The 1,093-nt window shown below is 71.8% G+C and carries 2 protein-coding genes; both read left to right on the forward strand.

The genetic code is table 11. The features are described 5' to 3' along the window. Positions 1–183, forward strand: a 183-nt coding sequence (locus tag ACIOFR_RS42400; RefSeq protein ID WP_401006205.1) for a roadblock/LC7 domain-containing protein, incomplete at its 5' end; no start/stop codon positions are given. A 197-nt stretch (positions 184–380) separates the two neighbouring features. Beyond that, entirely contained in the window at positions 381–1,046 is a 666-nt protein-coding gene (locus ACIOFR_RS42405; protein ID WP_401006207.1) for a DUF742 domain-containing protein, read from the forward strand. The last annotated feature ends 47 nt before the right edge of the window (positions 1,047–1,093 follow it).

A 1,093-nucleotide genomic window follows, 5' to 3' on the forward strand; every position in this document is an offset into this window, starting at 1 on the left:
GAGATGGAGCGCGGCTTCCTCTTCCTGATGGCCATCAGCGACGGCTCCTCGCTCGCCGTCCTCGCCTCCCCCGACTCCGACATCGGTCTCGTGGGCTACGAAATGGCCCTCCTCGTCGACCGTGCCGGAGCCGTCCTCACCCCCGCACTCCGCGCGGAACTCCAGGGCAGTCTCCTGCACTGACGGTTCGTCGGATACCGTCCTGGTATTCGAAAGACCTCATTGCCCGTCCCGGGTCCCTCCCGGACACCGTCGGCCACCGCCTACGGTGTTCAGTGAAGGACCCGGGTTCGGGCGTTGTACGGCCTTCGCACCACCGGCTCGGGGCGCAGCTGTCCCGGGCCAGCACCGCACCGCCGCACCCTGTGAGGAGAGGAACCGTGACACCGCCCGACGACCGCAGCGGCCAGTACGGCGTCCCGTACCCCGGCACCGGCCATGACGCCTTCGGCGCGCCCGGCGTCGGCCACGGCCACCAGTACCCGCCGCAGCAGCAGCAGTACTTCGCGCCGCCCCAGCAGGCCGCCCAGCAGCAGTACGGCCAGCAGCCCTACCAGGATCCCCGGCCGCCGTACCGGGAACCCGGGCAGTACGCCCGGCCCGAGGACGGCTACCAGGACTACCCGGGGCCCGAGGCCTTCCCCGAACGGGACGAGGCCCGGTACCAGGAGGACTTCGGGCAGCACGACGACGACGGCCAGGACTCCGGCCCGCTGATCCGCCCGTTCGCGATGACCGGCGGCCGCACCCGGCCCCGGTACGAGCTCGCGCTGGAGGCCCTGGTCTCCGCCAGCGTGGAGCCGGCCCGGCTGGCCGGACTGCTGCCGGAGCACCAGCGGATCTGCTCCCTGTGCACCGAGGTCAAGTCCATCGCCGAGGTCTCCGCCCTGCTCACCATCCCCCTGGGGGTGGCGCGGATCCTCGTCGCCGACCTGGCCGAGGCCGGTCTCGTGACCATCCACCAGCCCGCTGCCGGCGGCGAATCCGGCAACCAGCCCGACGTCACGCTGCTCGAAAGGGTCCTCAGTGGACTTCGCAAGCTCTAACGCGGCCGCCCCCAGCCGCGCCACCACCTCGGCGAAGATCGTCGTCG

Origin of the sequence: Kitasatospora sp. NPDC088346 (assembly GCF_044740765.1) — a bacterium.
In the GTDB taxonomy this organism is placed as follows: domain Bacteria; phylum Actinomycetota; class Actinomycetes; order Streptomycetales; family Streptomycetaceae; genus Kitasatospora.